At 70.9% G+C, this 25,403-nt stretch carries 28 protein-coding genes and 2 tRNA genes; 4 read left to right on the top strand and 26 right to left on the bottom strand.

Annotated features, from left to right (window positions below):
- Positions 1–108 precede the first annotated feature (108 nt).
- Complete coding sequence (gene valS, locus ABD205_RS12655; protein ID WP_344045192.1) at positions 109–2,763, top strand: valine--tRNA ligase; 2,655 nt, start codon at positions 109–111, stop codon at positions 2,761–2,763.
- A 208-nt stretch (positions 2,764–2,971) separates the two neighbouring features.
- Here valS and ABD205_RS12660 read toward each other — a convergent pair whose 3' ends face one another.
- From ABD205_RS12660 to ABD205_RS12720, 13 genes are all read right to left on the bottom strand, one after another.
- Positions 2,972–3,745: a hypothetical protein gene (locus ABD205_RS12660; RefSeq protein WP_344045193.1), complete on the bottom strand. Its 774-nt coding sequence runs from the start codon at positions 3,743–3,745 to the stop codon at positions 2,972–2,974.
- 150 nt (positions 3,746–3,895) lie between these two features.
- Positions 3,896–5,194, bottom strand: coding sequence for an ATP-dependent Clp protease ATP-binding subunit ClpX (gene clpX / locus ABD205_RS12665; protein ID WP_344045194.1), 1,299 nt, complete (start codon positions 5,192–5,194; stop codon positions 3,896–3,898).
- Between the two features lie 137 nt (positions 5,195–5,331).
- On the bottom strand, positions 5,332–5,937 hold the full coding sequence (locus ABD205_RS12670) for an ATP-dependent Clp protease proteolytic subunit (RefSeq protein WP_344045195.1): 606 nt from the start codon (positions 5,935–5,937) through the stop codon (positions 5,332–5,334).
- Positions 5,938–5,954: 17 nt separating this feature from the next.
- Positions 5,955–6,608, bottom strand: a complete 654-nt coding sequence (locus tag ABD205_RS12675) for an ATP-dependent Clp protease proteolytic subunit (RefSeq protein ID WP_344045196.1) — start codon at positions 6,606–6,608, stop codon at positions 5,955–5,957.
- 100 nt (positions 6,609–6,708) lie between these two features.
- Positions 6,709–7,413 carry a hypothetical protein gene (locus tag ABD205_RS12680; protein ID WP_344045197.1) on the bottom strand — a complete coding sequence of 235 codons (705 nt, stop codon included), beginning with the start codon at positions 7,411–7,413 and terminating at the stop codon, positions 6,709–6,711.
- Positions 7,414–7,535: 122 nt separating this feature from the next.
- Positions 7,536–8,528 carry a hypothetical protein gene (locus tag ABD205_RS12685; RefSeq protein ID WP_344045198.1) on the bottom strand — a complete coding sequence of 331 codons (993 nt, stop codon included), beginning with the start codon at positions 8,526–8,528 and terminating at the stop codon, positions 7,536–7,538.
- A 114-nt stretch (positions 8,529–8,642) separates the two neighbouring features.
- Positions 8,643–10,040: a trigger factor gene (gene tig, locus ABD205_RS12690; protein ID WP_344045199.1), complete on the bottom strand. Its 1,398-nt coding sequence runs from the start codon at positions 10,038–10,040 to the stop codon at positions 8,643–8,645.
- Positions 10,041–10,100: 60 nt separating this feature from the next.
- A tRNA-Pro gene (locus ABD205_RS12695) sits at positions 10,101–10,173 on the bottom strand.
- Positions 10,174–10,211: 38 nt separating this feature from the next.
- Positions 10,212–10,282, bottom strand: a tRNA-Gly gene (locus ABD205_RS12700).
- 65 nt (positions 10,283–10,347) lie between these two features.
- Entirely contained in the window at positions 10,348–11,463 is a 1,116-nt protein-coding gene (locus ABD205_RS12705; protein ID WP_344045200.1) for a PP2C family protein-serine/threonine phosphatase, read from the bottom strand.
- A 46-nt stretch (positions 11,464–11,509) separates the two neighbouring features.
- Complete coding sequence (locus ABD205_RS12710) at positions 11,510–12,352, bottom strand: Fpg/Nei family DNA glycosylase (RefSeq protein ID WP_344045201.1); 843 nt, start codon at positions 12,350–12,352, stop codon at positions 11,510–11,512.
- A gap of 7 nt (positions 12,353–12,359) precedes the next feature.
- On the bottom strand, positions 12,360–12,878 hold the full coding sequence (locus ABD205_RS12715) for a ribose-5-phosphate isomerase (protein WP_344045202.1): 519 nt from the start codon (positions 12,876–12,878) through the stop codon (positions 12,360–12,362).
- A 46-nt stretch (positions 12,879–12,924) separates the two neighbouring features.
- A complete protein-coding gene (locus ABD205_RS12720) occupies positions 12,925–13,791 on the bottom strand; it encodes an alpha/beta hydrolase (protein ID WP_344045203.1) in 867 nt (288 codons plus the stop codon).
- A gap of 14 nt (positions 13,792–13,805) precedes the next feature.
- On the opposite strand from ABD205_RS12720, the gene ABD205_RS12725 reads away from it, so the two are divergent.
- The 3 genes from ABD205_RS12725 (at position 13,806) to ABD205_RS12735 (ending at position 15,492) form a co-directional block, all read left to right on the top strand.
- Positions 13,806–14,153, top strand: a complete 348-nt coding sequence (locus ABD205_RS12725) for a DUF2568 domain-containing protein (protein WP_344045204.1) — start codon at positions 13,806–13,808, stop codon at positions 14,151–14,153.
- Positions 14,150–14,836 (top strand): MBL fold metallo-hydrolase, encoded by a 687-nt coding sequence (locus ABD205_RS12730; protein ID WP_344045205.1) that lies wholly within the window; start codon positions 14,150–14,152, stop codon positions 14,834–14,836. The genes ABD205_RS12725 and ABD205_RS12730 overlap by 4 nt, the downstream gene beginning before the upstream one ends.
- A 62-nt stretch (positions 14,837–14,898) precedes the next feature.
- Positions 14,899–15,492: a carboxymuconolactone decarboxylase family protein gene (locus tag ABD205_RS12735; RefSeq protein ID WP_344045206.1), complete on the top strand. Its 594-nt coding sequence runs from the start codon at positions 14,899–14,901 to the stop codon at positions 15,490–15,492.
- 374 nt (positions 15,493–15,866) lie between these two features.
- On the opposite strand, the gene ABD205_RS12740 is transcribed toward ABD205_RS12735, so the two are convergent.
- The 13 genes from ABD205_RS12740 to ABD205_RS12800 all read right to left on the bottom strand — a co-directional run bounded on the left by ABD205_RS12740 (position 15,867) and on the right by ABD205_RS12800 (position 25,344).
- The gene (locus ABD205_RS12740; RefSeq protein ID WP_344045207.1) at positions 15,867–16,619 is read right to left on the bottom strand and encodes a 2-phosphosulfolactate phosphatase; all 753 of its coding nucleotides are present in this window, start codon (positions 16,617–16,619) and stop codon (positions 15,867–15,869) included.
- Complete coding sequence (locus ABD205_RS12745) at positions 16,616–17,248, bottom strand: non-canonical purine NTP pyrophosphatase (protein WP_344045208.1); 633 nt, start codon at positions 17,246–17,248, stop codon at positions 16,616–16,618. Before ABD205_RS12745 ends, ABD205_RS12740 begins: the two co-directional genes overlap by 4 nt.
- The gene (rph, locus tag ABD205_RS12750) at positions 17,245–17,991 is read right to left on the bottom strand and encodes a ribonuclease PH (RefSeq protein WP_344045209.1); all 747 of its coding nucleotides are present in this window, start codon (positions 17,989–17,991) and stop codon (positions 17,245–17,247) included. Before rph ends, ABD205_RS12745 begins: the two co-directional genes overlap by 4 nt.
- Before the next feature lie 10 nt (positions 17,992–18,001).
- A complete protein-coding gene (locus tag ABD205_RS12755; protein WP_344045210.1) occupies positions 18,002–18,784 on the bottom strand; it encodes an SGNH/GDSL hydrolase family protein in 783 nt (260 codons plus the stop codon).
- Between the two features lie 73 nt (positions 18,785–18,857).
- A complete protein-coding gene (locus ABD205_RS12760; protein WP_344045211.1) occupies positions 18,858–19,673 on the bottom strand; it encodes an ABC transporter permease in 816 nt (271 codons plus the stop codon).
- A complete protein-coding gene (locus ABD205_RS12765) occupies positions 19,670–20,605 on the bottom strand; it encodes an ABC transporter ATP-binding protein (RefSeq protein WP_344045212.1) in 936 nt (311 codons plus the stop codon). Before ABD205_RS12765 ends, ABD205_RS12760 begins: the two co-directional genes overlap by 4 nt.
- 89 nt (positions 20,606–20,694) lie before the next feature.
- Positions 20,695–21,510 (bottom strand): MBL fold metallo-hydrolase, encoded by an 816-nt coding sequence (locus ABD205_RS12770; RefSeq protein WP_344045213.1) that lies wholly within the window; start codon positions 21,508–21,510, stop codon positions 20,695–20,697.
- On the bottom strand, positions 21,507–22,331 hold the full coding sequence (gene murI, locus ABD205_RS12775) for a glutamate racemase (protein ID WP_344045214.1): 825 nt from the start codon (positions 22,329–22,331) through the stop codon (positions 21,507–21,509). The genes ABD205_RS12770 and murI overlap by 4 nt, the downstream gene beginning before the upstream one ends.
- A 103-nt stretch (positions 22,332–22,434) precedes the next feature.
- The gene (locus tag ABD205_RS12780; protein ID WP_344045215.1) at positions 22,435–22,815 is read right to left on the bottom strand and encodes a VOC family protein; all 381 of its coding nucleotides are present in this window, start codon (positions 22,813–22,815) and stop codon (positions 22,435–22,437) included.
- Positions 22,816–23,019: 204 nt separating this feature from the next.
- Entirely contained in the window at positions 23,020–23,982 is a 963-nt protein-coding gene (locus ABD205_RS12785; RefSeq protein WP_344045216.1) for a PLP-dependent cysteine synthase family protein, read from the bottom strand.
- Positions 23,983–24,012: 30 nt separating this feature from the next.
- Entirely contained in the window at positions 24,013–24,567 is a 555-nt protein-coding gene (locus ABD205_RS12790; protein ID WP_344045217.1) for an NYN domain-containing protein, read from the bottom strand.
- Positions 24,568–24,578: 11 nt separating this feature from the next.
- Positions 24,579–24,857 carry a MoaD/ThiS family protein gene (locus ABD205_RS12795; protein WP_344045218.1) on the bottom strand — a complete coding sequence of 93 codons (279 nt, stop codon included), beginning with the start codon at positions 24,855–24,857 and terminating at the stop codon, positions 24,579–24,581.
- Between the two features lie 49 nt (positions 24,858–24,906).
- The gene (locus tag ABD205_RS12800; RefSeq protein WP_344045219.1) at positions 24,907–25,344 is read right to left on the bottom strand and encodes a M67 family metallopeptidase; all 438 of its coding nucleotides are present in this window, start codon (positions 25,342–25,344) and stop codon (positions 24,907–24,909) included.
- Positions 25,345–25,403: the final 59 nt, after the last annotated feature.

The following is a 25,403-nucleotide window of genomic DNA, read 5'->3' on the forward strand; positions in this document are numbered from 1 at the left end:
TGCCACAGGCCGGAGGTTGTGAGTGCGGCCCCACGTGAACTGGTCGCCGATGGCACCCACAACCCGTGGTTTCGCGCGCGTGAACGAGCGAGCCCTAGGATTTCGGGCATGACCGAGACCCACCAGACGCAGCCCGACCTCGCGGGCACCACGGATACGACGACCGCACAGCGCAACGTCGTCGTACCCGAGAAGCCTGCGCTCGAGGGTCTGGAGGCCAAGTGGGGCGAGCGCTGGAAGGCCGAGGACACCTACGCCTTCGACCGGACCCAGCCGCGCGAGAACGTCTACTCGATCGACACTCCCCCGCCGACCGTGAGCGGCAGCCTGCACGTGGGTCACGTGTTCTCCTACACCCACCCCGACGTCGTGGCCCGCTTCCACCGGATGCGCGGCAAGACCGTCTTCTACCCGATCGGCTGGGACGACAACGGCCTGCCGACCGAGCGCCGGGTCCAGAACTACTTCGGCGTCCGCTGCGACCCGAGCCTGCCCTACGAGGCCGACTTCACCCCGCCGGAGAAGCCGGACCCGAAGAAGCAGGTCCCGATCAGCCGGCCGAACTTCATCGAGCTGTGCGAGCAGCTCGTCGAGGAGGACGAGAAGGTCTTCGAGGAGCTGTGGCGCACGGTCGGCCTCTCGGTCGACTGGAACCAGACCTACACGACGATCGGCACGAAGTCGCAGGCCGTCAGCCAGCGCGCCTTCCTGCGCAACCTCGCCCGCGGGGAGGCCTACCTGCAGGAGGCGCCGACGCTCTGGGACGTCACGTTCCAGACGGCGGTCGCCCAGGCGGAGCTCGAGGCGCGGGAGTATCCCGGCGCCTACCACCGCGTCGCCTTCCACCGCCCTGACGGCACCCCCGTCCACATCGAGACGACCCGCCCGGAGCTGATCCCGAGCGTCGTCGCCCTCATCGCGCACCCCGACGACGAGCGGTACGCCGGGCTGTTCGGCACCACCGTCACCAGCCCGGTCTTCGGCGTCGAGGTCCCGGTGCTCGCCCACCCGGCCGCCGAGCCCGACAAGGGCGCCGGCATCGCGATGTGCTGCACCTTCGGTGACCTCACCGACGTCATGTGGTGGCGCGAGCTGCAGCTGCCGGTCCGCACGCTCGTCGGGCGCGACGGGCGGATGAGCCGCGAGACGCCCGAGTGGCTCTCGAGCGACGTCGCCGCGGCGGCGTACGAGGACCTCAAGGGGAAGACGACGCACTCGGCTCGCGAGGCCGTGGTCGCCAAGCTGCGCGAGTCCGGCGACCTCGAGGGCGAGCCGACCCCGACCCAGCGGATGGCGAACTTCTACGAGAAGGGCGACAAGCCGCTCGAGATCGTCGCCACGCGGCAGTGGTACATCACCAACGGCGGCCGCGACACGGGCCTGCGCGACACGCTCGTCGCGGCCGGCGACCAGATCACCTGGGTCCCCGGCCACATGAAGCACCGCTACGACAACTGGGTCGGCGGCCTGAACGGCGACTGGCTGATCTCGCGGCAGCGCTTCTTCGGCATCCCCTTCCCCGTCTGGTATCGCCTCGACGAGCAGGGTGAGCCCGACTACGAGAGCCCGCTGCTGCCGAGCGAGGCGCAGCTGCCCATCGACCCCTCCACCGACGCGCCCGAGGGGTTCGGCGAGGAGCAGCGCGGCAAGCCCGGCGGCTTCATCGGCGACCCCGACGTGATGGACACCTGGGCGACCTCGTCGCTCACCCCGCACATCGCCGCCGGCTGGGGCAGCGACGACGACCTGTTCTCCCGGGTCTTCCCGATGGACCTGTGCACCAACGCGCACGACATCATCCGGACCTGGCTGTTCTCACGCGTCGTACGCGCCCACTTCGAGAACGGCGAGGTGCCGTGGCACCACGCGATGATCTCCGGCTTCATCCTGGACCCCGACCGCAAGAAGATGTCGAAGTCCAAGGGCAACGTCGTCGTGCCGACCGAGATCCTGCAGCGGTTCGGCGCCGACGCGGTGCGCTGGCGCGCGGCGATGGCACGGCCCGGCCTGGACTCGCCGTTCGACGAGACCCAGATGAAGGTCGGTCGCCGCCTCGCGGTGAAGGTCCTCAACGCGTCGAAGTTCGTCCTCGACGGTGTGGAGGCGACCGAGCTGAACACGTTCGAGGTGAGCGAGCCGGTCGACTGCGCGCTGCTGGCGCGCCTCAAGGACGTCATCGAGAAGGCCACCGACGCGTTCGAGGCCTACGACTACACGACGGCACTCGAGACCACGGAGAAGTTCTTCTGGGAGTTCTGCGACGACTACGTCGAGCTCGTCAAGGAGCGCGCGTACGCCGTCGAGGAGAGCTCGGCGAAGGCGTCCGCCAAGGCGACGCTGGCGATCGCCCTGAACGCCCAGCTGCGGCTGCTCGCCCCGTTCCTCCCGTACGTCACCGAGGAGGTCTGGTCCTGGTGGCCCTCCGCACACGCGGGGAGTGACGCGGAGTGGACCTCCATCCACCGCGCCTCGTGGCCGACCGAGCTCGAGCTCGGCTCCGCGGCTGCCGCCGACCCGAGCAGCCTCGACGCCGTCGCGGCCGCTCTGACCGGGCTGCGTGGCGTGAAGTCCCAGGCGAAGGTCTCCATGCGAGCCCCGCTCTCGCGGGCGACCGTCACCGGCCCTGAGGCACTGGTCCGGGCGGCCGAGCTGGCCGCCGACGACCTGCGCCAGAGCAGCCGTATCACCGGCGAGCTGACCTTCGTGCCCGACGAGTCGGCCACCGAGCTCACGGTCGACGCCGAGCTCGCGGCGACCGACTGACCGCCGAGACGTCAATCCCCACGGCCCGAGACGTCAATCCCCACGGCCCGAGACGTCAATCGGTCAGCTGAGCAGTTGACGGATCGACGTCTCGAGCCGGATGGATTGACGTCTCGGACCGGATGGATTGACGTCTCGAGCCGCGTGGATTGACGTCTCGAGCCGGATGGATTGACGTCTCGGGCCGTGGGGATTGACGTCTCGCGGGTCAGTGCTGGCGACCGTGCGACCGGCCGTTGGACCAACCGTTCGACCAGCCGTTGGACCAGCCGTTGCCGCGGCCGTTGGCCCAGCCGTTGGACCGGGTGCCGGGCACGACGCCGTCGCCGCTTCCGGCCTGGGTGATGTCGACACGCTGGGTCGAGCGGGCGTCGTACCTGCTCGTCTGCCACCGCGAGCCGTGCCCGCGGCCCTCGTGGTGCCCGCGACCCCAACCCGCGGAGTCGCTCTGGTGCCCCGGCAGCGCGTACGGCGGCACGGTGGTCGGCTGCGTGTCGTGCGCCTGCCAACCGTGGACCTCGCCGGCGTGCCCGTGCGAGACGACCGCCGGGATCTGCGGCGGAGCGGGGATCACCGGGGCGACCGGGGGCGCGGGGACCACCACGTGCGTGGCGGTCGGTGCCGTGGCGCCGATCGGGGCGTGGTGAGCGCGGTGGCTCTGGTGGCGCTTCGGCTCGGGAGCGGCCGGCACGGCGTGCGTGGACCGGGTCGCGGGCTTGGCCCGCCCGGTCTGCGCGACGACGTGGTCGACGACGTCGGGCGTCGCTGCGATCCCTGCGGACGCCCGCGCCACCACCTTGGCCTCGGTCGCGAGGACGTCGCGCGGCTCAGGGATGAGTCGGGCGCCTGCGACCACGACCTGCGTGGGGCTCACGAAGAGGCCGGCGAGAGCGTCTGAGCGCAGCGCGTTGACCACGACCACGATGCACGCGATCGAGACGACGAAGAAGGCTGCGAGGGGCGCCTTGTGCTGTGAGCTCATGACCGCCTCCCTGCCGAGACCAGGACGGGTGACACAGTCACATCCTCCCGTGCCGCGACGGCCGAACACGAACGAATCGGCACAAATGACCCGAAGTGACTAGACCGCTGGTGGTCTAGTCACCTCGGCAGGACAGGGAGGTTGGCGGCCTCAGGCCGACTTCTTCTTCTTCGCCTCCGACTCGCGCGGCACCAGTGTCGGGGCCGCCTCGCCCGAGACGACCTCACGGGTCACCACGACCTTGCTGACGTCCTCGCGGGACGGGACGTCGTACATCACCTGGAGGAGGACCTCCTCGATGATCGCGCGCAGCCCGCGCGCTCCGGTGCCACGCTCGAGGGCGTTGTCGGCGATCGCCGCGATGGCGTCGTCGGTGAACTCGAGGTCGACGCCGTCGAGCTCGAACAGCTTCTGGTACTGCTTCACGAGCGCGTTGCGCGGCTCGGTGAGGATCTCGACGAGCGCCTCGCGGTCGAGCTTGTTGACGCTCGCGATCAGCGGGAGGCGGCCGATGAACTCGGGGATCAGGCCGAACTTGGTCAGGTCCTCGGGCCGGACCAGCTTGAGCAGGTCCTCGGCCTGCTTCTCCGCGTGGCCGCGCGGCTCGGCCGTGAAGCCCAGCGTCTTCTTGCCGACCCGCTGCTCGATGATGTGCTCCAGGCCGGCGAAGGCGCCGCCGACGACGAACAGGATGTTCGTCGTGTCGATCTGGATGAACTCCTGGTGCGGGTGCTTGCGGCCGCCCTGCGGCGGGACGGAGGCGGTGGTGCCCTCGATGATCTTCAGCAGGGCCTGCTGGACGCCCTCACCGGAGACGTCGCGGGTGATCGACGGGTTCTCCGCCTTGCGGGCGACCTTGTCGATCTCGTCGATGTAGATGATGCCCGTCTCGGCCTTCTTGACGTCGTAGTCGGCCGCCTGGATCAGCTTCAGGAGGATGTTCTCGACGTCCTCGCCGACGTATCCCGCCTCCGTCAGCGCGGTGGCGTCCGCGATCGCGAACGGGACGTTGAGCATCCGGGCGAGCGTCTGCGCGAGGTAGGTCTTGCCGCAGCCGGTCGGGCCGATGACGAGGATGTTGGACTTCGCCACCTCGACGACCTCGTCCTTGGAGTGCTTGCCGGGGCCGGAGGCCGCCGAGCCCGGCTGGAGCCCGGCCTGGACGCGCTTGTAGTGGTTGTAGACCGCGACGGCGAGCGACTTCTTCGCCTGCTCCTGACCGATCACGTACGAGTTGAGGAACTCGAAGATCTCCTTCGGCTTCGGCAGCTCGTCGAGGCTGACCTCGCTGCCCTCGGAGAGCTCCTCCTCGATGATCTCGTTGCAGAGGTCGATGCACTCGTCACAGATGTAGACGCCGGGACCGGCGATCAGCTTCTTGACCTGCTTCTGACTCTTCCCGCAGAAGGAACACTTCAGCAGGTCGCCTCCGTCACCGATGCGTGCCACGGGCGGTCTCCTTCTCACAGGTGTTGCGGTCGTGCGTGTTGGGATCGTGCGGGTGGGGTCCCGGAATCAGCCCCCTGACGGTACCCCGTGTCCGCCCCTTTGGGGGGACGGACACGGAGCCCTTCACTTCAGAATCGTCACGCCAGGACGGGCGTCTTGAGCGATCCGAGCACGGTGTCGATCAGTCCGTACTCCACCGCCTGCTGCGCGGTGAGGATCTTGTCGCGCTCGATGTCGCGGCTGACGTCCTCCAGGGAACGGCCGCTGTGATCGGCGATCATCTTCTCGAGCAGCTCGCGCATCCGCAGGATCTCGTTGGCCTGGATCTCGATGTCGGAGGTCTGGCCGAACGTGCCCTCGGTGTAGGGCTGGTGGATGAGGATGCGGCTGTTGGGGAGCGCCATCCGCTTGCCGTGCGTGCCGGCCGCCAGCAGGATCGCCGCGGCGGACGCCGCCTGACCCATGCAGACCGTCGACACGTCGGGCTTGATGAACTGGATGGTGTCGTAGATCGCCGTGAGCGCCGTGAAGGAGCCGCCCGGGCTGTTGATGTAGATGTTGATGTCCTGGTCGGGGTTCATCGACTGCAGGCACAGCAGCTGGGCGATGACCGCGTTGGCGACGTCGTCGCTGATCGGCGTGCCCAGGTAGATGATCCGCTCCTCGAAGAGCTTCGCGTAGGGGTCGATCCGACGGAAGCCGTAGGACGTGCGCTCTTCCCACTGCGGGATGTAGTAGTTCATGTCGCTCCTCTTCCCGCTCAGTCGTTCGCGTGGGCCGGACGGCCCTCGTCGGAGGCCTCGCGGGCGCTCTTGATGACCTTGTCGACCAGCCCGTACTCCAGGGCCTCCTCGGCGGTGAACCAGCGGTCGCGGTCGGCGTCGTTGATCACCTGGTCGAGCGGCTGGCCCGTGTGCTGCGAGATGAGGTCCAGCAGGACCTTCTTGATGTGCAGCGACTGCTGCGCCTGGATCTTGATGTCGGAGGCCGAGCCGCCCATGCCGGACGACGGCTGGTGCATCATGATCCGCGCGTGGGGCAGCGCGTAGCGCTTGCCCTTCGCTCCGGCACACAGCAGGAACTGCCCCATCGACGCGGCCAGGCCCATGCCCACGGTCGCGACGTCGTTGGGGATGTAGTTCATCGTGTCGTAGATCGCCATGCCGGCGTCCACCGAGCCACCCGGGCTGTTGATGTGGAGGAAGATGTCGGCCTCGGGGTCCTCCGCCGAGAGAAGCAGCAGCTGCGCGCAGATCGCGTTCGCGTTCGCGTCGCGGACCTCCGACCCGAGGAAGACGATCCGCTCCCGCAGCAGCCGCGAGTAGATGTGGCTGTCGAGGTCGGCCGGTCCAGGACCGCCGCCCATCCGGTGCGAGTCCGCCGGGCTCCCGGCGTGGCTGGAGTTCTGGTTCACGTCGCCGACCCTAGCCGTCGTCCCGGACAGTTCCACGGGTTGACGGCCCCTGTTCGCTGACGGCGGACGTGGGCGGCCCCAGCGCCGGGTCGACGCCGGCTCACCACTGAGGCGTCAGGCACAGCCTGTGCGCACCGAAGTTGCGCTGGTTGTCCGCCGACCCGACGTACCAGTGCATGCCGACCCACACGCCGTAGCAGGCGCCCTTCGCCGGAGCTGCCTTGTAGGTCGGCTGGTAGGCCACGTGGTTGTTCGCGAACGTCTGGTCGTTGCTGGTCCCCTGGGTCTGGGCAGGACCCGCTAGCCCGTTCGCCCGGTCGTACGTGGACCGGTAGGTGGCCTGCTTGCGCTTGCCGCAGCTCGGCCAGAACGAGACGCCGGCGCCGAACGGGTACTGCACCGAGATCGACGGGTTGAACGAGCAGGAGTATCCGGACCAGTGCTGGCTGGCCTCCAGGCGCTTCCACTTCACACCGGTCGTCGTGCAGGCATGGCTGACGGAGTCGTAACGAACGACCCGGTAGGTGACCGACGTCGACGAGAGCTTGATGCCCTTCAGCCAGTAGTCGTAGTACGCGGGCGATCCGCTCGTCGGGCCGTAGCGGACAGCGTTGTAGTTGACCGTGGCCTTGCCGGAGTAGTTGATGCACAGGTAGTGGTCGGGGAACGCGTACGTCCCTGAGAACGAGAACGCATCCGTGTTGGCCCTGGTCCGCGTCGCACTCGCCGGCCCCGCAGGGGCGATGAGGACGAGAGCGACGAGCAGTGCCAACACGGTGCCGAGACGCAGCGATGACCGACCCATGAGAGATCCTCCAGTTCCCGAGTGAGGACGAATGTAGACGCTCGAGTCGTCCACCGGGCGGACCGACGGGCGCGGACGGGTCGGGCGAGTCGGACGAGTCGGACGATCGGGCGAATCGGCGATCAGGCGAGCCGGCGCAGCAGCGCGTCGTGGACCTGCGGGTGGTTGGCGAGCGGGCAGCGGTGCGTGGCCACCGCGAACCGCTCCGCGGTCGGGAAGAGGTCGTGCACGCCTCGCGCAGGTCTCCCCCACCGCAGGAGGCCGCCCAGCGTGATGCCCAGCGTGATGCCCAGCGTCGTGCCCAGCGCCCGGCCGATCGGGCGTGTCCCGGCCAGCGCGCGATCCTCGACCAGCAGGTAGTCCACGTGCTCCAGCGCCGACACGTCGAGGACCGCGGCATCGACAGCGACGACGCCGGAGAGCTCCTCCTCCAGCCGCCGACCGGGGCCCGGTCGAGGCGCGCCCACCGGCGTCCCCAGGGGCGGCGTGCCCAGGGCGACCAGCTCGCTGACGAGGTCCGTCCAGGGGCGCGACCCGGGCACGCGCACGCCGAGGGCGCTGCGGGCCAGCAGCCCGCCGTCACCGGCGGCGATCAGCGCCATCCGGATGACCGGCACGGGCCACCCGTCGACGACACGCTGCAGCAGCGCGGCGAGGGCGAGCGCTCCGCCGGCGACGCCGGCCTCGGCGTCGTACGCCCACGGGTCGTGGCGCAACGTCACGGGCGACCAGCCCAGCAGGGCGGCGAGCCGGTCGCCGTACGTCGCCCCGGTCTGCTCGATCCCCGGCAGCCAGGTGCGTTCGTCCCCGCCCGAGGTCGGGACGAGCACCAGCACGCGACCCGTGTCGTTGCGCGCGAGGCGCGCCAGCACGTCGGGGGCCACAGGCTGGTCGCGACCCTCGACGCGCAGTGCGATGACCGGTCGTCGAGGATCGCCCGCCACCCTGCCGAGGGGGCTCGTCAGCGCCCCGGCCACGGGTGCGAAGGGGCGCGGCAGAGGCGCGAGGACGGGCATCAGCACGGGCGTGACGGCGCGGGTCACCGACGCGGCCGCGGCGAACGCGAGCCGGAACAGGCCGCCGACCGCAGGACGGACGCCGGTGGTGGCGCTCATGGCGCCAGTCTCGCAGGCGGGGCCGCCGTACGTCGGCAGCGCGACCGCGACGAACGCAGAGGCGCCCGACCCCCACAACGGGGATCGGGCGCCTCGTGGGTGCTCAGCCGAGGGTCACTCCGCGTCGTCGGCGACGACCTCGGCAGCGTCCTCGGTGGCGTCCTCGGTGGCGTCCTCGGGCTCGCCGATGGTGCCGTCGGGGCGCAGGTTCTTCAGCTCCACGACGTTGCCGGAGGCGTCCTTGACCACAGCGGCCTCGACGACCTGCGCGAGCGCCTTGCCGCGCACGATCTCGGCGGCGTACTCCTGCAGGTGGTGCGGGTGCTCCTGGATGTGGGAGAACGCCTGCTGCGGGTCCTGGCCCTGGCTCTGCGCCTGGCGGAAGATGTAGCCGGTGAGGTCCTCGTTGGTGACCTCGAACTCGTCGCCCTTGGCGATCTCGTCGAGGACCATCTGCGCGGTGATGGCGTCACGCACGCGGCGCTCGAGGTCGGCCTCGAACTCCTCGATGGTCTGCCCCTCGTCCTCGAGGTACTTCTCCATCGTCAGGCCGGCGAACTGCAGCTGCTGCTCGATGCTCTCGCGGCGCGCGTTGAGCTCGTCGGTGACCAGCGTCTCGGGCAGCGGGATCTCGACCTTCTCGAGGAGGGCCTCGAGAACGGCGTCGCGCGCGGCGGCCGCCTGCTCGAGGCGCTTGCCGCGGCCGAGGCGCTCGCGCACGTCGGCCTCGAGCTCGGCGAAGGTGTCGAACTCGCTGGCGAGCTGGGCGAACTCGTCGTCGGCCTCGGGCAGCTCCTGCTCCTGGACCTGGGTGACCTTGACGTTGACCTCGACGTCCTGGCCGACCATGTCACCGCCGACGAGCTGGCTGGTGAAGGTCTTCTCCTCGCCGGCGGAGAGGCCGACGAGCGCCTCGTCGAGGCCGTCGAGCATGCCGCCCTTGCCGACCTGGTAGCTCATGCCGCTGACCTCGGCGCCCTCGACGGTCTCGCCGTCCTGGGTGGCGACGAGGTCGATGACGACGAAGTCGCCGTCGGCGGCCGCGCGCTCGACGTCCTTGAGGGTGCCGAAGCGCTCGCGCAGCGCCTGGACCTGCTCGGTGACGTCCTCGTCGGTGACCTCGACGTCCTCGACCTGGGCCTCGATGCCGTCGTACGCCGGCACGGTGAACTCGGGGCGGATGTCGACCTCGGCGGTGAACTCCAGCGGGCCGTTGTCCTCGTACCTGGTGACCTCGACCTCGGGCTGGGCCAGCGGGGTCAGGTCGTTGGCCTGCAGCGCCTCGACGTACTTGGTGTTGAGGATGTCGTTGAGGGCCTGGTCGCGGGCCGCGCCCGGGAACTGACGCTCGATGACCGCCGCGGGCACCTTGCCCTTGCGGAAACCGGGGACGTTGATCTGCTGGGCGATCTGCTTGTATGCCTTGTCGAGGCTCGGCTTGAGCTCCTCGAAGGGCACCTCGACGGTCAGCTTGGCCCGGGTGGGGCTCAAGGTCTCGACGGCGCTCTTCACAGGGTTTCTCCTCTAGTTGAACTGAACGGGTGACGCACGTGTGACGCACGGGTGACGCAGTCGGGGCGACAGGACTCGAACCTGCGGTCTCCTGCTCCCAAAGCAGGCGCGCTAGCCACTACGCTACGCCCCGCGATCTCGGGCCTCCGGGGCAGCGGAGACCCTCCATCGAGCGGATGACGGGAATCGAACCCGCGTAATCAGTTTGGAAGACTGAGGCTCTACCATTGAGCTACATCCGCGCGCGCCCACCGAAGCGGGCAACCTGCGAAATGGTGCCACACCCCGCGCGCTTCTCCCCAACCGGCTACAGCCGGTGGACCACGACGGTCGCGCGATCGTCGTTGCGGGAGCCGAGTGCGTCGACCAGCCGCTGCGCCGCGTCGAGGAAGTTGCCGCGCAGCAGCGACTCCGCCTCCCCGACCAGCCGGTCGATCCCCAGGTCGATGTCGCGGCGCGGCTGCTCGACCATGCCGTCGGTGTAGAGGAGCACCGCGTCGCCGTGGGCGAGCACCCCGGTGGCGACGTGGAACTCCGCCCCCGGGATGAGCCCCAGGATCGGACCCTCGCTGCTGAGCACGCTCCACCGGCCGGAGCCCGCGGCTCGCCAGACGGCGGGCGGGTGGCCCGCCGTACGGATGTCGAACGCGCCCGTCGTGAGGTTGACCGAGAGGTGGACGGCCGTGGCGAAGCCCTCCTCCCACTCCTGGCGCAGCAGGTACTCGTTGGCCGCCGGGAGGAACTGGTCGGGCGGCAGCGCGCCGAGCAGGCCGCCGAAGGCGCCGGAGAGCAGCAGCGCCCGGGTGCCGGCCTGCTCGCCCTTGCCGGACACGTCGACGACCACGACCTCGAGCCGGTCCCGCGCGGGGCGGCTGGCCACGACGAAGTCACCGGCGAAGAGGGTCCCGCCGGCCGATGCGAGCGCGGACTGGACGTGCCAGTCGACGGGCAGCACCGGGATGCCGCCCTGGTTGAGGATCCGGTCGCGCAGGTCGACGAACATCGACTCGCCCTGGATGCCCGCCACACCCAGGCGTGAGCGGCGGAAGGACATGAGCAGCACGATCAGGCCCAGCAGGAAGACCATCGCGATGCCGGTGACCGCCACCGGCATGATCTCGATGTGCCGTAGCCGGCGACCCCCCACCGCGACGACCGTCAGGGTGAGCACGAACACGACGAACCAGGGCAGGGTGCGCGGCCCCAGGAGCAGGCTGCCGATCAGCAGCGGGACCAGGAGCAGCGTGATCGGGGCGTAGTGGTCGGCGAACACGGTGAGGGCGCACACGAGGGCCGCGAGGACGCTGAGCAGGAGCAGTACGCCGGTCTGGCCGGCCAGGCCGCGGGCGCCCAGCCGGGCCCGAGCACGCCACCATCTCCGTCCGACCGCGGCAACGCGCGACGACTCGGCAGGGGCAGTCATGTCTCGGTCCTCGTGGTCGTGGGGTGCCACACTCTAGTGGCCGGGATCACCGGACGGCGCGAGATCGTGAGGCGCGCTGGCAACGCGGGCACCAGAACAGGTTGCGGCCGTCGAGCTCCGCGGTCCGGACGGTCGCCCCGCACACGTGGCAGGGCTGACCGGTGCGCCGGTAGACGTAGACCTCGCCGCCGTGGTCGTCCACCCGCGGGTCGCGGCCCATCGCCTCGGGAGTGTGCTCGTCGCGGACCGTGTCGATGCGGTTCGTGGCGACGCCGTCGTGCATCAGCGCCACCAGGTCGTCCCACATCGCCAGCCACTGCTTGCGCGTCAGGGCGTCGCCGCGCCGGTAGGGGTCGACCCGGTGCCGGAAGAGGAGCTCGGCGCGGTAGACGTTGCCCACGCCTGCCAGCACCGTCTGGTCCATCAGCAGGCTGCCGATGCTGCGCTGGCTCCTGCTGATCCTCGTCCAGGCCCGCAGCGGGTCGGCGTCCTCGCGCAACGGGTCCGGGCCGAGCCTGGCGACGCACGCGTCGACCTGCTCACGCGTCCACAGGTCGCAGGCGGTGGCGCCGCGCAGGTCGGCGACGGTGTTCTCCCCCACGAGGCGCAGCCGCACCTGGCCGATCGGGGGCGGGACGTGCCCGTCCGCGTCGTACGGCGTCAGCTGCAGCTTGCCGATGAGGCCGAGATGGATGTGGATGTAGCGCTCACCCGGGAACTCCAGGAAGAGCTGCTTGCCCCAGGCCTGCGCGCCCTCGAGCGGCTGGCCGTCGAGCTGGCGTGCCTCGGCGTCGAAGCGACCCTGCGGGCTGCCGACACGCACCGGGCGGCCGGCGAAGGCGTCGGTCAGGTCGTGGGCGAGCCGGTGGAGGGTGTGGCCCTCGGGCATCGCCTGCTCAGTCCTGGTCTTCCGCCGGGCCCAGGCCGCGCGCCGACTCCGGCAGCGCAGGCCGCTCGCCGGTCCGGTCGTAGACGTCGAGCTGACCGATCCGGCGGACGTGCCGCTCCTCGTCGCTGAACGGCTCCGCGAGGAAGATCTCCACGAACCGGGTCATGTCCTCGATGCTGTGCATCCGACCGCCGACCGCGACGACCTGCGCGTCGTTGTGCTCCCGCGCGAGCTTGGCGGTCTCGTCGGAGTGCACGAGGGCGCACCGGATCCCGGTCACCTTGTTGGCGGCCATCTGCTCGCCGTTGCCGCTGCCGCCGATCACGACGCCGAGGCTCCCCTGGCCCTGCTCCCGCTCGCGGGCGACGGCCTCGGCGGCGCGGATGCAGAACACCGGATAGTCGTCGAGGGCGTCGTAGACGAACGGCCCGTGGTCGACGACCTCGTAGCCGAGGTCGGTCAACCGGGTGGTCAGGTGGCTCTTGAGGTCCAGGCCTGCGTGGTCGCAGCCGAGGTGCACGCGCATGGGCGCCATCCTCTCAGAGGCACACCGCGGGCGGTTCCGGCCCTGCTCAGGCGTACGACGCCAGGAAGCCGGACACCTGGCGGACCAGCCGGTCGGCGCTGGTGAAGGCGTCGTGGCGCCAGAAGCCGTGGGTCTGGCCGAGGTAGCGGGTCGCCGTCACCTCCACGCCCGCCGCGTCCAGCCGGCGAGCCAGCTCCTCCCCCTCGTCGCGCAGCGGGTCGTGCTCGGCCGTGACCACGAGCGTGGGCGGCAAGGTGTGCAGCCGGTCGCTGAGCAGCGGGGCCAGGTCGGGGTCCGTCAGGTCGGCCGGCGTCGCGGCGTACTGCTGCCAGTACCAGGCCGCCTCCTCCCGGTCGAACCCCTCGGCGGCGTCGTCGTAGGAGCCGAACCCCTGCGCCGGGTCGAGGAACGGGTAGATGAGCACGGCCGCGTCGAAGAAGCCCGGGTTGCGGAGCGCGGCCACCAGCGCGAGGTTGCCGCCCGCGCTGTCGCCGTGGACGTACGCCGGACCGGGCCGTCCCTGCCGCGCGAGCCAGCGCACCACGGTGTCGACGTCCTCGACGGCGGCCGGGAAGCGGTGCTCGGGCGGCAGCCGGTAGTCGACGCTGAGCACCGCGAGCCCGCTGCGGTTGGCGAAGCGACGGCAGACGGCGTCGTGGACCTCCACGCTGTTGAAGACGAAGCCGCCGCCGTGGAAGTGCACGACGAGACCGTCGCGGGCGCCGGCCGGCGTGTAGAGGCGGCCGGGGACACCGTCGGCGTCGATCTCGTCGACGCGTCCGACCTCCTCCTTGGGCTCTCCGCCGGACGCCCGTCGCGCGGCCTCGCGCTGGGCCGCGATCGGGACCTCCCAGACCTTGGGCTCGGTGTTGTACTGCGCGACCGCGTGGGCGGCCTGGCGGAAGAGCGTCATGGGAGCATGCTGCCGTGACTGCTCTCGCGTGGGTGATCCTGGGGCTCGTGCTCGTCGACGAGCTCCTCGCCTGTGTCGCGGCGGGCGTCGTCGGCGCGTCCATGCCCGCGCCGTGGCTCTTCGTCTGGCTGCTGCCGGTGCTGGTCGTCGCGGCGTGGTTCCTCTTCGCCTCGCCCAAGGCGCCCTACGGCGGACCCGTGGTGCGTCCCGTCGTGAAGGTGCTCGTCTTCGGGCTGGCCTCGCTGGGGCTGTGGCTCGTCGGTCACCACTCCGCCGGCCTGGCGCTGCTCGTGTTCTCGGTCGTCGTCAACGGCCTCGCGCAGCTGCGCTTCGTGCGCGCCGCCGCGGAGGCCGCCGCGTGACCGACGTCCACCGGCTCCTGCTCGGCACGTTCGTGCGTCCGGCCGAGGAGACCGGGACCGGGCGGCCGCGTGTCGAGGGCGTCTACGGCTACCTGGTGCGCCACCCCGACGGGCTCGTGCTGCTCGACACCGGCATCGGGCGCGGCGACGAGGAGACCGAGCAGTGGTACCGACCCCGCCGGGTCGCCCTGCCCTCCGCCCTGGCAGGCGTCGGCGCGTCGCTCGACGACCTCGCCCTGGTCGTCAACTGTCACCTGCACTTCGACCACTGCGGCGGCAATCCGCTGGTCGGCGCGACGCCGATCCTGGCCCAGCGCGCCGAGCTCGCCGTCGCCCGCGCCGGCGACTACACCTTCCCCGAGCTCCTCGACCACGAGGGAAGCAACTACCAGGCCCTCGACGGCGAGGCCGAGCCCCTGCCCGGAGTCCACGTGATCCCGACGCCGGGGCACGTGGACGGTCACCAGTCGGTGGTCGTGGCGGCGTCAGACGGGACGGTCGTCCTGGCGGGTCAGTCGCATGACACTGCGTCGGCCTGGAGCGCCGACGCGCTCGCGGCTCGGGCGGCCGAGCTCGGACACTCCGCACCGCTGCCCGTCGCACCGCCGTGGATGGACCGGCTGCTCGCGCTCGACCCACGTCGGGTCGTCTTCGCCCACGACGCCGCCGTCTGGGAGCCCTGACCGGCGGATGAGGTCCCCGTCGGCGCGGGACGCGGGAGGGGTCGCAGGAGCACACTGCTGTCATGTTCATCGACACGGTTCCGGAGTCCGCGGCCGACGGCGCGGTGGCCGACTACTACGAGCAGCAGCGCAGGGCCTGGGGCTTCGTGCCCGACTACGCGGGCGCCTTCTCCGGGCGGACGGACGTGGCGGAGGCGTGGAACACCCTGAACGCCACGGTCCGAGGCGGCATGGACCGCCGCCGCTTCGAGATCGCCACGATCGCCGCCGCGCGCGCCCTGCGCTCCACCTACTGCACCGCCGCGCACTCCAAGTTCCTGCGCGACGTCTGCGGCGACGAGGCGACGCTGTGGGCGCTCGCCGAGGACCCGACCGGCGCGACGCTGGACGAGCCGGATCGCGCGGTCTACGCCTTCGCGTCGAAGGTGGCCACCGATGCCGTGGCCGTGGACCAGTCGGACGTCGACGCGCTGAGAGCCGTCGGGCTGACCGACGGCGACATCGCCGACGTCGTGTACGCCGTGGCCGCCCGCGCCTTCTTCACCCGGGTGCTCGACGGTCTCGGGTCCCGGCTGGACCCGCAGACGGCTGCGACGTTCCCCGACGACCTGCTCGCCGGGATGGTGGTCGGCCGCCCCGTCGGAGATCCGACCTGATCGGTCGGGGCCGGTTCGCGCGGTCACCACACCGTCACGGTGATAGTTCGGAGGGCCACCAAACCGTCACGGTGATAGTTCCCGCGATGGGTGACAGGTCGCAAGTGTCACCGATCCCGCGAAGTGTCACGGTGACAGTTCGCGCGACCACCAAACCGTCACGGTAATAGTTCCCGCGATGGGTGACAGGTCGCAAGTGTCACCGATCCCGCGAAGTGTCACGGTGACAGTTCGCGGGGCCACCAAACCGTCACGGTGATAGTTCGCGCGATGGGTGACAGGTCGCAAGTGTCACCGATCCCGCGAAGTGTCACGGTGACAGTTCGCGCGACCACCAAACCGTCAAGGTGATAGTTCGCGCGGCCACCACACCGTCAGTCCGCGGCGGCGGCCGTGAACATGCCGTCGACCAGCGTCGGTACGACCTCTGAGACGTCGACCTCCGCCGCCATGTCCACGTCACCCTCGAAGCCCGCGGCGACGAGCTCGCGACCGGACGAGCATCCGAGGAGCGCGCCGGGAAGGCCGGCGGCCCTGAAGGCGGCGACCGCCGCGGTGGCCTCAGGGCTGAGGTCGGCCGGACCGAGCGCGTCGAGCACGGCGCCCGCGCCCCAGAGGTCCTCGACGGCCGGCCGCAGCGAGCCGTCGGGCCAGCGCTCGCCCGCGGGCACGACCGCCATGGTCGCTCCCGACGTGAGGCGCGGCGCCAGCCACGCCGCCACGGCACGGCGGTTGCGCAGGCAGGCGGCGACGACGGTCGCGCCGGAGCCGGCGAGCAGCGTGCTGACCGTCGACCCGTTCGGGGAGGGCAGCACCACCCGGCGTACGCCCTGGGCGGTGGCGAGCGAGACGGGCGAGAGGCTGACACCGTCCCCGCCGCGCAGCGCGTCCTGGCGCTGCACCGCCAGCACCGCGTCGTGCTCGGCGGCGAAGGCCGCGGCGCGCTCGTCCTTCCACAGGAACGGGAGGACCTCGATGCCACGCTCCACGGCCACCGTCACCGTCGTCGTGAACGAGAGCACGTCGACCACGACGGCGATGTCGACAGGCGCGAGCGCCTCGGCGCCGACGGGCCCCCACTCCAACCGCACCCGAGAGGCGTGCTGCCGGTGCGTCGCGTCGATCATCGGCCGAGCGCCTCGGCGATCCGCGGACCGATCTGGCGCAGCGCCTTGCCCCGGTGCGAGATCGCGTCCTTGTCCTCCCGGGACAGCTCGGCGGTGGTGAGGCTGGGACGGTCGTCGGCCTCGAAGAGGACGTCGTAGCCGAAGCCGCCGCTCCCCCGCACCTCACGGATCACGCGTCCGTCCATCCGCCCCTCGACGACCGACTCGCCACCGGCCCACACGAAGGCGACGGAGCACGTGAAGTGCGCGCTCCGCGCCGCGTCGGGTACGTCGGCCAGCTGGTCGAGCAACAGCTCGTTGTTGCGCTGGTCTCGCCCCAGATCCAGGCCTCGCGGGCGTCCGCCCCAGCGGGCCGAGAGCACGCCGGGCATGCCGTTGAGCGCGTCGACGCAGAGCCCTGAGTCGTCGGCGACCGATGGCAGCCCGGTGGCCAGGAAGCCGGCTCGCGCCTTGATCAGCGCGTTGCCCTCGAACGTGGGCGCGTCCTCGACGGGCTCCTCGTAGAAGGGGACGTCGTCGAGGCCGACGACGGTCACGTCCGGGACGAGCGGCGCCAGGATGCGCTCCATCTCCTGGATCTTCTTGGCGTTGCGCGACGCGACGAAGACCCGGGTCACGGCATCGTTCACCGGCCGAGCGCCTCGTGCTGCAGCCGGGTCAGGTCGGCACAGCCCTTCTCCCCCAACGCCAGCAGGGCGTCGAGCTCTGCCCGGTCGAAGGCGACGCCCTCGGCGGTGCCCTGGACCTCGACGAACTTGCCGTCGCCGGTCATCACGATGTTCATGTCGGTCTCCGCGCGGACGTCCTCCTCGTAGGGCAGGTCGAGCCGCGGGACGCCGTCGATGATGCCGACCGAGACGGCCGCGACCGAGCCGGTCAGCGGCTCGCCGGTCAGCGCGCCGACCGACTTCAGGTGGGCGACCGCGTCGGCCAGGGCGACGTACGCGCCCGTGATGGCGGCGGTGCGGGTGCCACCGTCGGCCTGCAGCACGTCGCAGTCGAGCTGGATGGTGTTCTCGCCGAGCGCCTTGTAGTCGATGACCGCGCGCAGGGAGCGGCCGATGAGGCGGGAGATCTCGTGGGTGCGGCCGCCGATGCGGCCCTTGACCGACTCCCGCTCGGAGCGGGTGTTGGTGGATGCCGGGAGCATGGCGTACTCCGCCGTCACCCAGCCGAGTCCGGAGCCCTTGCGCCAGCGCGGCACACCCTCGGAGGCGGAGGCGGCGCACAGCACACGGGTGCGGCCGAACTCCACGAGCACCGACCCGGCGGCGTGGTCGAGCCAGTTGCGGGTGATCGTGATGGGGCGCAGCTCGTCGTCGGCTCGACCGTCGGCGCGGCTCAGGCCCTCTGTCTGCGGGGTGCTCGTCATGGGGCCGACCCTATCGGCCGGCGGCAGCCCGGACCGGACCGGCGGCATCGTGGACCAGCGCCCACCGCACCGCCCACGGACCGAGGTCGCGCGCGCGGCGGCCGACCCACGGGGCACCCTCGCCGACCACCCAGGCCAGGTCGCGTCGCCAGCTCGGCGGGATGCCACCCGACGGCTCGAGTGACGGCGGCTCGAAGACGAGTCCGGCCTCCTGCAGCCTGTGCGCCCACGCGTGCGCGAACAGGCGGTGACCCCGCTCCGAGGGGTGCATGCGATCGATCGACCACGTCGCCCGGTCGTGGACCTCGGGGCAGGTGGCGAGGTCGAGACGCACGCCCCCGTACGCGGCGTGGACCTCGTCCCACACCCGGTTGAGGGCATCGATCCGGCGCCCCAGCGGACGGCGCAGGAAGCCCGGCAGCCCGAGCACCGACCCGTGGTCGTGGAAGCGGGGGGTCATCAGCGTCGCGCCGACCTCCGTCAGCGCCTCGGCGCAGACCAGCAGGTCCTCACGGACCTGGGCCGGGTCCCACGTCGACGTGAGGGTGTCGTTGACGCCGACGACGAGCGAGGCGAGCGTCGGACGGTGAGCGAGCGCCCGGCCCAGCTGGTCGCGCCGGACGGCCGCTGCGGTCGCCCCGGACACGGCGGCGTTGCAGAACGAGACGTCGTACGCGGTGGCGAGACCGTCCGCCAGCAGTCGCGCCCACCCGCGCCACCCGCCCGGCACCGGGTCCCCGATGCCGAACGTCGAGCTGTCGCCGAGTGCGGCGAACCTGACGTAGCGGGCCACACCTTCAAGGTGGCGTGACCCGCTACTCAGATACAGCGCTGGCGTGGCGCGTCGCGAAACGCCCGGTGAAGAGCTACTTCACCTCGGCCCGCAGGATGCGGCGCAGGCCGATCACGAGCGGGATGACCAGCCAGATGAAGCCGGAGACGACGAGGTGCGCCCACTCGCCCGCCGTCATGGAGGACAGCTCGAAGAGCCGGTTCTGCGCGGCACCGAAGTCGATCCACTTGGCGACGTCCTCGAACCAGTTCCACAGCTGCGACCCGATGGCGAAGAGCGTCGGGAGGATGAACTGGTAGACGAAGAAGAGCACGATCGCGGCGGCCGTGTTGAGCGTCAGCGAGGCGATCGCGAAGCCGACGAGCATCGCCAGGTTCTGGCTGATGATGAAGCCGAAGAAGCCGTCCCAGCCGTAGTTCCAGTCCGCCGGTCCGTTGAACACGCCCAGCAGCGCGTTGGAGAGCGCGCCGACAGCCGTCGCGAGCACGATCGTCGCGAACGTCAGGAGCACGCCGACGGCCAGCTTGGCGAGGATCACCCGGGAGCGTCGGGACTCGAGCGTGAAGGTCACCATCGCCGAGCGCTGCGTCCACTCGGTCGTCACGAGCATGATCGCGAGCACAGGCAGGAGCACGGAGGTGAGGAAGGCGGCGACCGCGGTGAAGGCGCCGAAGTCGATGCCGGCCCTGTCGTCGTGCGTGACGCCGACGATGAGCGCGATCACCTCCGCGAGGACGACGGCGACGGCGATGATCGCCAGCAACCAGAAGCTGGCACGGGTGTCGCGTGCCTTGCGCAGCTCGACGTTGAGCAGCCGCGTGAACGGCACCGGCTCGGTGTCGTTGACGTCGAGGACGATCGGAGCGGTGCCGGTGACGGAGGAGGTCATGCCACGGTCCCTTCGGGAGTCGGAGCCTGGAGTGAGCCGGTCGCCTCGCGCTGGGTGTCGGCGGTGAGCTCGAGGAACAGGTCCTCGAGTCCGGCGCCGCCGTCGCGCAGGTCGGTCAGCACGACCTGGGCGGAGAGGGCGGCGCGGCCGACCTCGACCGGGGCGGCGTGGACGCGCAGGCCGTGCCCGGCGGGCTCGACGGCGTGACCGGCGTTCGTGAGTGCGGCGGTGAGTGCGCCGTTGTCGAGGGAGGTGACCAGGGTCTGGACCGGCCCGGCACCGGCGAGCAGCGTCGAACGGTCGCCCTGGGCGACGATCCGGCCGTTGCCGATGAGGATCATCTCGTCGGCGATCTGCTCGACCTCGTGCAGCAGGTGGCTCGACAGGAGAACGGTCCCGCCGCGGTCGGCGTACGACTTGAGCAGGCCGCGCATCCAGCGGATGCCGGCGGGGTCGAGACCGTTGGCCGGCTCGTCGAGGATGAGCACCTGCGGGTCGCCGAGCAGCGCGTGGGCGATGCCGAGACGCTGCTTCATGCCGAGCGAGTAGTTGCGGATCCGGCGCTTCGCCTCGGCCTTCGTCAGCGAGACGAGCTCGAGCATCTCGTCGACGCGGGAGACCGGCAGGCCCATCGTCATCGCCCCGAGGGTGAGGACCTCGCGTCCGGTGCGGCCCCCGTGCTGCGCCGAGGCGTCCAGCAGCACGCCGACGTGGCGGCCGGGGTTGGGGATGTCGTGGTAGCGCAGCCCGCCGATCGTGACATGTCCCTTGGTCGGCGGCGTGAGGCCCACCATGACCCGCATCGTGGTCGACTTACCGGCGCCGTTGGGCCCGAGGAAGCCGGTCACGCGACCGGGCTGGCAGGTGAAGCTCACGTCGTCGACGGCCGTGAACGAGCCGTACTTCCGCGTCAGTCCTTCGACCTTGATCATGGGTCCACCCTGTCAGACGACAGACCCGGTCGCACCGCAGAATCCCCGGATGCCGGCGAAACGGCACGGTTCCTGCACGTGTGCCGGTCTCAGCCGGGCAGCGAGTAGACCGCTCCGGCGACGGCGAGCTCGGCCGGGCCGTCGTACGCCGTGGCGGCCTCGGCCCGCATCCCGGCGCTGTCGTGCCACGGCGGGACGTGGGTGAGCACGAGCCGCTTCACGCCGGACCGGGCGGCGACCTCGCCCGCCTGGACGCCGGTCAGGTGCAGGCTCTCGGGGTTGTCGTCGCCGTCGCGGAAGGACGCCTCGGCGAGGAGGAGGTCGGCTCCGTCGGCCAGCCGGCGCAGCGCCTCGGTCGGCCCCGTGTCGCCGGTGTAGGCGAGCACGGTGCCCGCGACCTCGATCCGGAAGGCGTACGCCGGCACGGGGTGCTCGACCTCGACCGGGGTGATCCGGAACGGGCCGACGTCGAACGGGCCCCGCAGCTTGCGGAAGTCGAACTCCTCCTGCATGCCCGGCTTGCGGGGCAGGTCGTAGGCACGCGCGAGCCGGCGCGCCGTCCCCTTCGGACCCCACACCGGGATCGGAGGCTGCTTGCCGCTGGGGTGGTACTTGCGCAGCACGTAGTAGGACGTCATGTCGATGCAGTGGTCGGCGTGCAGGTGCGAGAGCAGCACGCCGTCGATCGACAACGGGTCCGCGTAGCGCTGCAGGGCGCCGAGCGCCCCGTTGCCGAGGTCGAGCAGGATGCGCCAGGTCCGGTCGCCCCCGTTGCCGTCGCTCCCGACCGCCTCCACGAGATAGCAGCTCGCGGGCGAGTCGGGCCCGGGGTAGGAGCCCGAGCAGCCCACGATCGTGAGCGTCAACGCGGCAGCGTGACCCGAGGGCGCCTGATCCTGGCTCATGCGAGTCCTCCCACGAACTGCGACGCGGCGACCATCTCGGGGCCGAGGAACCGGCGCCCGATGGTCTCGAACTGGTCCGGCGCGCCCGTGGTCAGGAACCGGTACGTCGGCTCGCCCGACTCCCGCATCAGGCCGGTGCTCGCGAGCATCCGGTAGACGTCCTTCGCGCACTCCTCCGCACTGCTGACGAGCGTCACGTTGTCGCCCATCACGTAGGAGATGACGCCGGTGAGCAGTGGGTAGTGCGTGCATCCCAGGATGACCGTGTCGACGCCCGCGCTGGTCAGCGGGTCGAGGTATTCGTGCGCCGCCGCCAGGAGCTCGTCGCCGCTGGTGATGCCCGCCTCGACGAACGGCACGAAGCGCGCGCAGACCTGGGTGTGCAGGTCGACGTGCGGGGCGGCCGCGAAGGCGTCGTCGTAGGCCATCGACTCGGCCGTGGCCCGGGTGCAGATGACCCCGATCCGTCCGGTGCGGCTCGCGGCGACGGCGCGCCGGGTGGCCGGGAGGATCACCTCTGTCACGGGGACGTCGTAGCGCTCCCTGGCGTCGCGCAGCATCGCGGCGCTCGCGGAGTTGCAGGCGATGACCAGCGCCTTGACGCCCTGGTCGACGAGGTGGTCGAGGCACTCGAGGGCATATTCGCGCACCTCGGCGATCGGCTTCGGCCCGTACGGCGCACGCGCGGTGTCACCCACGTAGAGGACCGACTCGTGCGGGAGCTGGTCGATGACCGACCGGGCGACGGTGAGCCCTCCGAACCCGGAGTCGAAGATGCCGATGGGGGCGTCGACGTCGACGGACGGGTTCAAGTCGTGCACAAGGGGCAAGGCTAGGCGCTGGACACCCCGCCGCGCACGGCCGATGACCCACATCACGCGAGACGGCCGTCACGCACGGGCCCGAACGGACTCGCGCGACGGCTCACCCGGGCCGGACGATCTGCTGCAACGCCCATCGGTTGCCGTCGGGATCGCTGAAGTAGACGAAGCGGCCCCAGTCGAGCTCGGCGACCTCCGAGCAGGCGACCCCGCGCTCCTGCAGGTAGGCGCGGGCTGCGTCCGCGTCGGGCACGACGACCTGGATGAACTGCGACGAGCCCTCCGGCAGCATGTCGAGCCCGACGCCGAAGCAGATCGAGCAGGCCGAGCCCTGGGGCGTGACCTGCACGAACCGCAGGCCCTCGTGCACGGTGTGGTCGAAGTCGACGCTCCAGCCGACCTCGTCCCCGTAGAACCTCACCGCGCGGTCCACGTCGGAGACTGCGAGCGGAACGAGCTCGATCCTCCAGTCCAGCTGCGTCATGCCAGGCCCTCCCATCAGCTCGATGACCGGCCCGGTGTGGCCGGTGCATCGCCCACGCTAGGAGTGGCCACCGACATTCCGCGCCCCTCCCGGTCCGCGCCGCTCGGGCGTGCGCTCGCAAGGCGGAGGAGCGAAGACGGCCTTGGCGCGAAGGGGCCGTCGAGCGACGACAACGCAGCGAGCGCGCGTGCCGAGTGGTGCGGGCTAGGCCCAGAGCTGGCCTTCGAGGGACTCCTCGGCCTGGTCGATCGTGCCCTCGTAGGCACCCGTGGAGAGGTACTTCCAGCCACCGTCGGCCACGACGAACGCGATGTCGGCGGACACACCGTCACGCACGGCCTTCGCGGCCTGACCGAGGGCGGCGTGCAGGATGGCGCCGGTCGAGATGCCGGCGAAGACCCCCTCCAGCTCGAGCAGCTCGCGGACCCTCCTGACGGCGTCGCGCGGACCGACCGAGAAGCGGGTGTCGATCAGCTCGGCGTCGTACAGCTCGGGGACGAAGCCCTCGTCGAGGTTGCGCAGGCCGTAGACCAGCTCGCCGTAGCGCGGCTCCGCCGCGACGATGCGTACGTCGGGCTTGGCGCGCCGGAAGAAGCGCGAGACGCCCATCAGCGTGCCCGTGGTGCCCAGACCCGCGACGAAGTGGGTGACCGAGGGCAGGTCCGCGAGCAGCTCGGGGCCGGTGCCCTCCTCGTGGGCGAGCGCGTTCGCGGCGTTGCCGTACTGGTAGAGCATCACCCAGTCGGGGTGCTCCTCGGCGAGTCGCTTGGCGACGCGGACCGCCTCGTTGGAGCCGCCCGCGGCGACCGAGGAGACGATCTCCGCGCCCCACATCCGGAGCAGCTGGCGACGCTCCTCGGAGGTGTTCTCGGGCATCACGCAGACGATGCGGTAGCCCTTGAGCTTGGCCGCCATGGCCAGCGAGATGCCGGTGTTGCCCGACGTCGGCTCCAGGATCGTGCAGCCCGGACGCAGCAGCCCGTCCTTCTCGCCCTGCTCGATCATCTTCAGGGCCGGGCGGTCCTTGATCGAACCGGTCGGGTTGCGGTCCTCGAGCTTCGCCCAGAGCCGCACCTCGGCTCCGTTCGGCAGGACGCCGGGCGAGAGGCGCGGCAGTCCCACCAGAGGGGTGTTCCCCACCGAGGCGAGGAGGTTGTCGAAGCGCATGGTCCAGGGTGCCAATCGTGAGAGATGCCCTCAGCGCAGGAAGCGCTCCGGGTCGAAGTCGTCGAGCGGGATGACCCGCACCCGCGGGAGCGCCACGTTGAACGCCTCGACCTCGTCCTCGAGGTCGTGGACCTCGATGCCGAGGGCGTCGAACTGGTTGCTGGCGTACTCCCGCAGCGCCAGCACGCCGACCCGCCGACGCCCGTCGGCCAGCCGGTGGAGCCGCTCGGCGAAGTCGGCGTCGTGGCTGACCAGCAGCACGTCGTCGTCGTGACCCGCGAGCGCGTCCAGCGTGCGGAGGATGCCGATGTCGACGACCTTCTCGTCGGCCCGTCCGGCGAGCGGCACCGGACGGTAGTCCATCGCCAGCAGCGCCTGGACGAACGTCGTCGGCAGCTGCCCGTTCGACGCGTTGAGGAAGAACAGCCCCGTGACGGGCTGGTCCCACAGCTCGGCGGCGTACGCCGTGACGCGCTCCCAGCGCGGCCGCTCCTCCGGGAGCGGCCGCCTGCCGAGCAGCGAGTTGCCGAGCGTCGCGTCGATGTTCTCGCCGTCGACGAGGACGAAGGTGCGTCGCTCGGTCATCACCGCCTCGCTCAGCGAGCTCCGCCGGCGACCGCCGGCAGCACGACGACCTGGTCGCCGTCCTTGAGCTCGGCCTCGAGGCCGCCGAGGAAGCGGACGTCCTCGTCGTTGACGTAGATGTTGACGAAACGGCGCAGGTCGCCGTTGTCGATCAGGCGGTCCTTGATGCCGGCGTGGTTCGACTCGAGGTCGTCGATGAGCGCGGCGAGCGTGCCGCCGTCGCCGTTGACGGCCTTCTCGCCGGCGGTGTAGGTGCGCAGGATGGTCGGGATTCGGACCTCGATGGCCATGGTCTCTCCTTGGTGTGCCTGATCAGATGGGCTCAGTGGTCGGTGGGGCTCAACCCACGGGGCTCAACGCCGCGACCACCGAGATCTCTTCCTCGGTGATCTCGCCGTCGACGATGCGGAACGAGCGGAACTCGACCGGACCGTCAGCGTTTCCGTGCTCGCGCGTGCTGACCAGCACGTAGTGGGCGTTGGGCTCGCCGGCGAGCTTGACGTCGGTGACGCTCGGATAGGCCTCGGTGGCCGTGTGCGAGTGGTAGACGACGACGGGCTCCTCGTCACGTGCGTCCATCTCCTTGTAGAGGTGGAGCAGGTCGGTCGAGTCGAACTCGTAGAACGTCGGGCTGCCGGCGGCGTTGACCATCTCGATCAACCTCTCCGGTCGGTCACTGCCCTCCGGGCCCGCGACGATGCCACAGGCCTCGTCCGGGTGGTCCCGCTTCGCGTGGGCGACGATCGCGTCGTACGTCGCCCGGGAGATGGTCAGCACGGCGTCCAGCGTAGGTCCTGCGACCGAGGGACCAGTGCGCCGCCCGACGTACGGACGTG

This window comes from Nocardioides panacihumi (assembly GCF_039530925.1).
GTDB lineage: Bacteria > Actinomycetota > Actinomycetes > Propionibacteriales > Nocardioidaceae > Nocardioides > Nocardioides panacihumi.

What these genes read in the sequence shown, in the direction of transcription:
- valS (WP_344045192.1), top strand. Translation starts at nt 109, where the DNA reads ATGACCGAGACCCACCAGACGCAGCCCGACCTCGCGGGCACCACGGAT.
- ABD205_RS12660 (WP_344045193.1), bottom strand. Translation starts at nt 3,745, where the DNA reads ATGAGCTCACAGCACAAGGCGCCCCTCGCAGCCTTCTTCGTCGTCTCG.
- ABD205_RS12670 (WP_344045195.1), bottom strand. Translation starts at nt 5,937, where the DNA reads ATGAACTACTACATCCCGCAGTGGGAAGAGCGCACGTCCTACGGCTTC.
- ABD205_RS12680 (WP_344045197.1), bottom strand. Translation starts at nt 7,413, where the DNA reads ATGGGTCGGTCATCGCTGCGTCTCGGCACCGTGTTGGCACTGCTCGTC.
- ABD205_RS12685 (WP_344045198.1), bottom strand. Translation starts at nt 8,528, where the DNA reads ATGAGCGCCACCACCGGCGTCCGTCCTGCGGTCGGCGGCCTGTTCCGG.
- ABD205_RS12705 (WP_344045200.1), bottom strand. Translation starts at nt 11,463, where the DNA reads ATGACTGCCCCTGCCGAGTCGTCGCGCGTTGCCGCGGTCGGACGGAGA.
- ABD205_RS12710 (WP_344045201.1), bottom strand. Translation starts at nt 12,352, where the DNA reads ATGCCCGAGGGCCACACCCTCCACCGGCTCGCCCACGACCTGACCGAC.
- ABD205_RS12715 (WP_344045202.1), bottom strand. Translation starts at nt 12,878, where the DNA reads ATGCGCGTGCACCTCGGCTGCGACCACGCAGGCCTGGACCTCAAGAGC.
- ABD205_RS12720 (WP_344045203.1), bottom strand. Translation starts at nt 13,791, where the DNA reads ATGACGCTCTTCCGCCAGGCCGCCCACGCGGTCGCGCAGTACAACACC.
- ABD205_RS12735 (WP_344045206.1), top strand. Translation starts at nt 14,899, where the DNA reads ATGTTCATCGACACGGTTCCGGAGTCCGCGGCCGACGGCGCGGTGGCC.
- ABD205_RS12740 (WP_344045207.1), bottom strand. Translation starts at nt 16,619, where the DNA reads ATGATCGACGCGACGCACCGGCAGCACGCCTCTCGGGTGCGGTTGGAG.
- rph (WP_344045209.1), bottom strand. Translation starts at nt 17,991, where the DNA reads ATGACGAGCACCCCGCAGACAGAGGGCCTGAGCCGCGCCGACGGTCGA.
- ABD205_RS12760 (WP_344045211.1), bottom strand. Translation starts at nt 19,673, where the DNA reads ATGACCTCCTCCGTCACCGGCACCGCTCCGATCGTCCTCGACGTCAAC.
- ABD205_RS12765 (WP_344045212.1), bottom strand. Translation starts at nt 20,605, where the DNA reads ATGATCAAGGTCGAAGGACTGACGCGGAAGTACGGCTCGTTCACGGCC.
- ABD205_RS12770 (WP_344045213.1), bottom strand. Translation starts at nt 21,510, where the DNA reads ATGAGCCAGGATCAGGCGCCCTCGGGTCACGCTGCCGCGTTGACGCTC.
- ABD205_RS12780 (WP_344045215.1), bottom strand. Translation starts at nt 22,815, where the DNA reads ATGACGCAGCTGGACTGGAGGATCGAGCTCGTTCCGCTCGCAGTCTCC.
- ABD205_RS12785 (WP_344045216.1), bottom strand. Translation starts at nt 23,982, where the DNA reads ATGCGCTTCGACAACCTCCTCGCCTCGGTGGGGAACACCCCTCTGGTG.
- ABD205_RS12790 (WP_344045217.1), bottom strand. Translation starts at nt 24,567, where the DNA reads ATGACCGAGCGACGCACCTTCGTCCTCGTCGACGGCGAGAACATCGAC.
- ABD205_RS12795 (WP_344045218.1), bottom strand. Translation starts at nt 24,857, where the DNA reads ATGGCCATCGAGGTCCGAATCCCGACCATCCTGCGCACCTACACCGCC.